A 7,736-nucleotide genomic window follows, 5' to 3' on the forward strand; every position below is an offset into this window, starting at 1 on the left:
GATTCGTTTGGATGGAGGAGTTAGAATGAACGGATATATTGTACTGGAAACAGGAGAGATTTTTAAAGGTGATATTCAAGGGAAGTTAGATAAAGACATTCATGCCGAAATCGTGTTCTTTACAGGGATGACAGGATATCAAGAGGTGTTAAGTGATCCTTCCTTTAAGGGACAAATGGTTGTCTTTACGTATCCACTTATCGGAAATTACGGTTTGAACGAGGGGGATTACGAAAGTATTAAACCACAAGCATCAGCTTTAATTGTCAGTGAATTATCAAAAGGTGCTTATCATTATGAAGCAAATCATTCGTTAGAAAACGGCTGTGGAAACTCCAACATTCCTTTAATAACTAATGTGGATACACGTGCGATTGTGAAAAGAATTCGTGAACATGGTGATATGCGTGCGGTTATGACAACAAATCCCGAAAATGTAGATTTCTCTAAAAGTACTCCTTTGGACCAATTGGATGTTGTTTCAGATGTTGTCACAAATGAGATTCTTTCCTTTGGTAATGGTAAAGAGCATGTCGTCTTAGTTGATTTTGGTTATAAAAAATCGATGGTTGATGTACTTGTAAAGCTTGGCTGTCAAGTAACCGTCGTTCCTTTTACAAAAATGAAGGAGCAGATTGAGCAATTGAAACCAGATGGCATTCTGTTATCAAATGGACCGGGAAATCCAAAACAATTAGCTCCTTATTTAACAACGATTAAAGAAATCGCCGAAAAGTATCCAACCCTTGGCATTTGTTTAGGCCATCAGCTGCTCGCCTTAGCCTTTGGGGCAGATACAGAAAAGTTACGTTTTGGCCACCGTGGAGCGAACCAACCTGTTTTAGATAAAGTAACGAATAAAGTGTATATGACTTCACAAAATCATAGTTATGTTGTTAAGGAAGGAAGTTTAAACAAAACGGGCTTGGAACCGAGATTTTATAATATTAATGATGGTTCGATTGAAGGGTTACAACATCAAAACTTCCCGATATTATCAATTCAATTTCATCCAGAAGCACACCCTGGACCGAGTGATAGTGAAAAAATGTTTGAGATGTTTGTTAGTATGGTGAAGTCAAAAGGGAGAGAGAAAGTATATGCCTAAACAAATAGAGATAAAAACAGTCTTAGTCATCGGCTCTGGTCCGATCGTCATCGGTCAGGCGGCAGAGTTTGACTATGCGGGTACACAAGCATGTTTAGCTTTAAGAGAAGAGGGAGTAAAGGTTATTTTAATTAACAATAATCCTGCGACCGTCATGACGGATGAATCATGTGCAGATGTCGTTTATTTCGAACCTTTAACCGTTGAAAATATCGAAAAAATATTGATAAAAGAAAAACCAGATGGCATTTTAGCGACATTAGGTGGTCAAACGGGTTTGAACTTAGCGTTAGCGCTACATGATCAAGGTGTACTAGAAAAACATCAAATTCAATTACTTGGAACACCAATTGATTCGATTAAAAAAGGAGAAGACCGGGAATTATTTCGTGAATTAATGAGTCAATTAGGAGAACCGGTACCCGATAGTGAAATTGTCACGACGGTTGAAGACGCGATTTCTTTTGCCCGTTCAGTCGGATATCCAATCATCGTTCGCCCTGCTTATACACTTGGGGGAGCTGGTGGAGGTATTGCTGAAGATGAACAAACCTTAATTCAAACAATCAAAGGCGGCCTCGATTTAAGTCCGATTCATCAGTGTCTAATTGAAAAAAGCATTGCGGGATTTAAAGAAATTGAATATGAAGTGATGCGTGATAGTAACGATACATGTATCACGGTTTGTAATATGGAAAACATTGATCCAGTCGGTGTTCATACTGGTGATTCAATCGTCGTGGCCCCTTCACAAACATTAACAGATGTTGAATATCAAATGCTTCGTTCAGTTTCTTTGAAAATCATTCGTGCATTAGGGATTGTTGGCGGTTGTAATATTCAATTTGCTCTTGATCCAAATAGTAAACAATATTATTTAATTGAAGTTAATCCACGTGTCAGTCGTTCATCAGCTTTAGCATCAAAAGCGACTGGTTATCCAATTGCTCGAATGGCGGCAAAATTAAGCCTTGGTTATCATTTACATGAATTATTAAATCCTGTTACTGGTCATACGTACGCCAGTTTTGAACCAGCTTTAGATTATATTGTCGTCAAATTTCCGAGATGGCCCTTTGATAAATTCGTTCATGCCGATCGGACACTAGGAACGCAAATGAAGGCAACAGGAGAAGTGATGGCGATTGAGCGGAACCTTGAAGCGGGCTTGCAAAAAGCAGTTCGTTCCCTGGGAATTAAAACAAATGGACTTTCATTGACGATTTTAAATGACTGGACGACTGAAAAGTTATGGACTGTTGTCAAACAAGCGGATGATCGTCGTTTTTTTGCAATGCTTGAACTCATTAGAAGAGGCGTTTCGGTTGAAGAGCTTCATGAGAAAACGGCGATTAATCATTTTTATTTAGCGGCTTATAAACGGCTAATAGAGATGGAAGCTAAAATTCGTATGACCTCTTTGGCTGAGGTTGATTTCGAGACATTGTCTAGCTTGAAAAATATGGTTTTGCTGATCAGTGGTTAGCTGAAGTGTGGCAAGTGGAAGAAGCGGATGTTCGTCAAAAAAGAAAAGAATTTAGCATTTATCCATCTTATAAAATGGTCGATACTTGTGCAGGAGAATTTACCGCCTCAACGGCTTATTTTTATTCAAGCTGGTCAGGGGAAAATGATGTGATTCCAAGTGGAAATAAAAAAATCTTAATCATTGGGTCTGGTCCGATTCGAATTGGGCAAGGAATTGAATTTGATTATAGTTCGGTCCATGGAGCGATTAGTTTACGGGAACTCGGGTATGAAGCGATTATTATGAACAATAACCCCGAAACGGTCAGTACCGACTATGCGACGGCCGATCGCCTCTACTTTGAGCCGTTAACAGTAGAAGATGTTTTATCTGTTGTAGAGCTGGAACAAGTAGAAGGTGTTATCGTGCAACTAGGTGGACAAACCGCTATTTCCTTAGTAGAAGGACTTGAAAAAGCAGGTGTTCAATTATTCGGAACGAACCAAAAGACAATTGATCAGCTTGAGGATCGTGGTTTATTTTATGACTTTATGAAAGAAGTAGAGGTTCCACATATTCCAGGTGTAACCGCTAATGACCAAAGAGAGGCCATTAATAAAGCTAGAGAGATCGGTTATCCTGTGCTCATACGTCCTTCCTATGTGATTGGTGGGCAAGGAATGATGATTTTTACCGAAGAACAAGAGCTACTCGCTTATTTTGAAGATCAAAATCATGAACTCACTTTTCCGCTGTTAATTGATGCTTATTATCCAGGAGTTGAATTTGAAATCGATGCCTTATCAGATGGAGCTGACATTTATATTGCGGGTTTGTTTGAGCATATTGAAAAAGCAGGTGTTCATTCAGGTGACAGTATCGCTGTAACTCCATCGTTCTCTTTAAGTGATGAGGTTAAAGAAACGGTCATTGATTATACGGAAAAAATAGCTAAAGGAATTGATTTTAAAGGGATTTTTAACATTCAATTTGTTTTATATAACGAGCAAGTGTATGTGATTGAAATTAACCCACGGGCATCAAGAACGGTGCCGATTTTAAGCAAAGTTTATGGCAAACCATTGATCAATTATACGGTTCAACTATTATTAGGGAGTTCATTAGTCCAAATAGGGCTGAAAGAGAAAATGGTTCCCCCTACATCCTTTTATACAGTCAAGGCACCGATTTTTTCCTATCAAAAGTTGGCAGGTCTTGATCCGATTTTAGAGGCGGAAATGAAATCGACGGGTGAACTAATTAGCCTGAGTTATGACTTGAAAGAAGCTTTCCATAAAGCATTTGCTTGGACACAAGATCAAATCCCAGCTTTGTATCGTCAAAAAGGGACGATTTATATTGAAGCCGATCCTTTATATAAAGAAGAGGTTTTATTTTATACAGAAAAACTACAAACACTTGGCTTTGTGATAACAACAAATGATTTTGATACATGGATTCAACAGGACGATGCGACCGCCTTTATTTCTTTGCCAAAACCAGGGTATAAAAATGGAGCCAAAAAGCGTAAAGAAGCATTAAAACAAAGAGTGACAGTGATTACGGAATTATCAACTCTTGAAGTGATGTTAAAAGGAGTTGGAATGGAAAATTATTCTTGTGTTTCTTTACAAGAATGGCTCGCTGCAGAAGAAGAAAATTTAGCTTTATTAAATCAGCAATAAGTAAGTTGGAAAAGGGGAGAATAAAATGGAACATACAACGGTTGAGAAAATAAATTTAAAAGGTCGTGATTTCTTAACGTTATTGGATTATCAACCAGAGGAGATAAAGCAATTATTGGATTTGGCCGCGGAGTTGAAGAGTAAACAGAAGAGTGGTATCACAACCAACCTGCTTGCTGGTAAGTCTTTAGGAATGATTTTTGAAAATGCTTCGACAAGAACACGGGTTTCCTTTGAGGTTGGAATGACCCAATTAGGTGGGCATGCTCTATTTTTAAGTCCAAGGGATTTACAAATTGGTCGTGGCGAACCAATTATGGATACAGCGAATGTCTTATCACGTTATGTCGATGCTATTATGATTCGAACTAATTCCCATCAAAACGTTGAGGAATTTGCTAAGCATTCAGAGGTCCCAGTCATTAATGCTTTAACCGATTATTATCATCCTTGTCAAGCGATGGCTGATTTACTAACGATTTATGAGCATAAACAAACATTTGCAGGTTTAAAGCTTGTCTATGTCGGAGACGGCAATAATGTCGCCCATTCATTATTAGCGGCTGGAGCAAAAGTAGGAATGGATGTCGTAGTGGCTACTCCTGAAAAATATGAAGTCGATCCCGTTATTTTTGAAAAAATTAAAGAAGCGGCTAAAGAAACAGGAGCAAAGGTGTCGCTTACTTATGATCCAGTAGAAGCCGTGCAAGATGCCGATGTCATCTATACAGATGTATGGGCAAGTATGGGCTTTGAACAAGAGCAATCAGAACGTGAAAAAGCATTTGCCCCTTTTCAAGTGAGTGAACAATTAGTAAGTGGGGCAAAAGAGGATTATCTCTTTTTACATTGTTTACCAGCCCACCGTGGTGAGGAAGTTTCAGCAGGTGTTATCGATGGTGAGCATTCTGCCATTTATGATCAAGCGGAAAATCGATTACACGCTCAAAAAGCGATTTTAGCTTCATTAATTAAATAACTCAACTTTCGCAGCGTATAATTGACCCTAAACCGTTAATAGAGATTAACTTTAGGGCGATATAATACTCAAATTGACTTTACATGAACGGTTCAATCGTTGACAGTCTAAACACATCTCTTTCTTGGTAGGCAGTTGAAGGAAACGGTTCACTAATAATGAAGAGCTGCGGCTGTCGCTACCAAAACCATACTCCGCGTCCTGCGGGAACCTTGCGAGCCTCCTCGGCAAGCCTTGCGGGGTCTCGCTCCACGGTTTATTCCCCGCGGGAGTCTCCGTATGGTTTTGTCCGCTAAGTGTCGTGGAGAGGCTTGATGATATGGCCATTCTCAATCAGCTATTTCTAACGCAGAAGAACCTTCTTCTTCACTTTGTTGGTTATGGAACTAAATAGGTCGTTGCCACCTATTTTTTCCTAAGTCTGCCGTCATGAAAAGAGATGATTCCAATCGAAACAAGCTCGATCATCTAGCTAACGTACAGAGCATCAACACTGATTGGTTTATAACTGTAACGGATTTAGTCATGAAGGAGAAAAATCATTCTCAAGCTAATGTACGTTGAAGTCATGATTGTTTTTTTATTCCATGAGAAAACCGAACCTAGATTCGATTCCAGTATCTAGCGGACAAACAGACACGGAGACTCCCGCAGGAATAAACCGTACAATGAGACCCCGCAAGCGTGAAACGCTGAGGAGGCTCATGAGGTTCCTGCAGGACGCGGAGTGTCTGTTTGGGAGCGACAGCCGAAGAAGAGCATTGTCTATTTTTTCTTAATGCACAGATTATCCGTTTTGTGTGATAGTGCGTTCTCGCTTTTCAAACGTGTCAAGGGCATTTGTTTAAGAGCTTCCCTTTCGCTCTGCCAACTAGTTGAACGGATTTTCTCGATACGAAAGTTGAGTAAATAATATGAGTGTTTGTGACCAGAGAATTTTTGGAATTTAGAGAGAGTCGGGAAATTGGATTCATGATTTTTTCCCTTTAGGAAATGATATCGGTAAAGGAGGGAGAGATTATGGGTCAAAACCGACAGTTTGTGCCTGGTCAAAAGGCTCCCAATAATGGGATTTATGTTGAAATAGGTGAAACAGGAGATCCGGTCACAAAACCAAAGTCAGTTAAACTGCACGCAGGTGATGAATTTCCAGAAACAACAAATGATAATCGTAAATGGACACCAAAAAGAAAACCATAATGAACTTTAAAGAAACCTTGCCCCTACGTCTGTAAAATCATAGACAAAGGGCGAGGTTTTTTTGTTTAAAAAAGTTTGAAGCTTAAACTCGTGATTTAACTAGTTAAAATCTCATGAACCTCTTTACATTTTTCACGACCTTCCCTCATATACATAAAGCATGTCTAGAAAAATTTTCAATTATGTCATCTTGTCTATTTTGTACGTTGCTGTCTCCTATTCCCTCTTTTATGCATACGGTAATATAAGGATGAAACATAACTGGAGTAGAAAATGATAAAGAGGCGAGGACATGACTATCTATACGCACTATTTTTATATAGAAGAACAAGCGAATGTTGTTTATATGCCTTATCGTCCTAATGGCTTCGCAGTCATCCTGTTATCGGATAATGAGCGTACGGTTGGAGAGGATACAAGTATATGGCAACAACATCCGGAAAGATATTCGTTTCTAAAAGCTTTAGTTGAAGAAGGGTATACAGTTATTACTTCTCAATTGTTTGGAAAGCATTGGGGGAGTGATAAGGCTTGTCAATATATTGAGCAATTACATCACTTTTTAATAAAAAAGCAAATTCTAAATAAAAAATTCCATCTGTTTGCAGAAGGAATTGGGGCGTTAGTTGCTTTGCGATTAATAGAAAAAAGAAAAGATTTAATCCGCTCTGTCTTTCTTTTAAATCCATGTATTTATGTGGAGACGGTTTACAACGAAGAGAAAAAAAATAAATTGTTTTTTAAACGCTTTTTGCAAGAGTTTTCACTGGCCCACCAAATACCAGAGGAACAAGTAACAGAGAGCTTTTGTAGTCAGTTAATTAATTTGGAAAAATGGCAAGAAAGTTTGCCTATTCATATATATCATTTAATGGCTGATAAAAAATATCCGGTTGCCCAGCATAGTAGAAGATTTGAACAATTTTGTGTCGCAAATGAGCTTCCAATATCATTAAGTATATATGGTTTAGGGAAAAGTTTTTCATCCTTTTTACAGCCCGTTCGTTCGTTTTACAAAAAACATGAAAAAAAGTTATAAAACCCTCTCTGTAAGTGACGGCGGAGAGGGTTTCGATTTCTTACCCACAGGATTTAGATACAAGGTGTGGGAATTGACGTCGCAAACTTATCGTTTTTTTTATTATTACTTCTGAGCGAACAGGCTTCGCTTTTTAATCAATCTAGCTACGTCCGTTAGAAGCTCGAGAAAAATCGCCCATCTGAGTGAAGACAAAGAGCGTCTTCATCAGCTGTTCTTATTTTTTCTCGCTTCTGAGCAAACGGACTTCGCTTTTA

Annotated in this window: 4 protein-coding genes and 1 pseudogene; all 5 read left to right on the forward strand. The window is 38.7% G+C overall.

All coding sequences use genetic code 11. From position 1 onward, the window contains the following. Positions 1 to 25: 25 nt before the first annotated feature. The 5 genes and pseudogenes from BALCAV_RS10085 (at position 26) to BALCAV_RS10105 (ending at position 7,479) form a co-directional block, all read left to right on the forward strand. Entirely contained in the window at positions 26 to 1,108 is a 1,083-nt protein-coding gene (locus BALCAV_RS10085; protein WP_003323827.1) for a carbamoyl phosphate synthase small subunit, read from the forward strand. Continuing rightward, a pseudogene (locus tag BALCAV_RS10090) lies at positions 1,101 to 4,261 on the forward strand (carbamoyl phosphate synthase large subunit). The gene BALCAV_RS10085 and the pseudogene BALCAV_RS10090 overlap by 8 nt, the downstream one beginning before the upstream one ends. A 25-nt stretch (positions 4,262 to 4,286) precedes the next feature. Continuing rightward, positions 4,287 to 5,240 (forward strand): ornithine carbamoyltransferase, encoded by a 954-nt coding sequence (argF, locus tag BALCAV_RS10095; protein ID WP_003323824.1) that lies wholly within the window; start codon positions 4,287 to 4,289, stop codon positions 5,238 to 5,240. Between the two features lie 1,020 nt (positions 5,241 to 6,260). Then, positions 6,261 to 6,440 (forward strand): YjzC family protein, encoded by a 180-nt coding sequence (locus BALCAV_RS10100; RefSeq protein WP_003324862.1) that lies wholly within the window; start codon positions 6,261 to 6,263, stop codon positions 6,438 to 6,440. A gap of 292 nt (positions 6,441 to 6,732) precedes the next feature. Further along, on the forward strand, positions 6,733 to 7,479 hold the full coding sequence (locus tag BALCAV_RS10105) for an alpha/beta hydrolase (protein WP_003324861.1): 747 nt from the start codon (positions 6,733 to 6,735) through the stop codon (positions 7,477 to 7,479). Positions 7,480 to 7,736: the final 257 nt, after the last annotated feature.

The organism is Alkalihalobacillus alcalophilus ATCC 27647 = CGMCC 1.3604, assembly GCF_000292245.2.
Classification (GTDB): Bacteria; Bacillota; Bacilli; order Bacillales; family Bacillaceae_D; genus Alkalihalobacillus; species Alkalihalobacillus alcalophilus.